The organism is Paraclostridium sp. AKS73 (genome assembly GCF_025671395.1).
Lineage (GTDB): Bacteria > Bacillota > Clostridia > Peptostreptococcales > Peptostreptococcaceae > Paraclostridium > Paraclostridium benzoelyticum.
Genome location: NZ_JAIXHU010000098.1, coordinates 1 through 306 on the forward strand (window position 1 = coordinate 1; position 306 = coordinate 306).

At 51.3% G+C, this 306-nt stretch carries 3 tRNA genes; all 3 read right to left on the reverse strand.

Annotated elements, in window-relative coordinates:
• Nucleotides 1-49: 49 nt before the first annotated feature.
• A tRNA-Lys gene (locus LEQ07_RS19855) sits at nucleotides 50-125 on the reverse strand.
• Nucleotides 126-137: 12 nt separating this feature from the next.
• Nucleotides 138-213 (reverse strand) — tRNA-Gln (locus LEQ07_RS19860).
• A gap of 7 nt (nucleotides 214-220) precedes the next feature.
• A tRNA-Arg gene (locus tag LEQ07_RS19865) sits at nucleotides 221-297 on the reverse strand.
• Nucleotides 298-306: the final 9 nt, after the last annotated feature.

A 306-nucleotide genomic window follows, 5' to 3' on the forward strand; every position in this document is an offset into this window, starting at 1 on the left:
TCACTGGTTTTCAAGACCAGCTCCTTAAACCACTCGGACACCTCTCCATTGGTGATCCATCCGCGACTCGAACGCGGGACACCCTGATTAAAAGTCAGGTGCTCTACCGACTGAGCTAATGGATCATTTTATTTACTTGGCAGGGGATGCAGGACTCGAACCTACGCATGTAGCAGTCAAAGTGCTATGCCTTACCGACTTGGCGAATCCCCTATGAATGTGGTGAGCGCACAGGGATTCGAACCCCGGACACACGCCTTAGAAGGGCGTTGCTCTATCCAGCTGAGCTATGCACCCACATTTTTT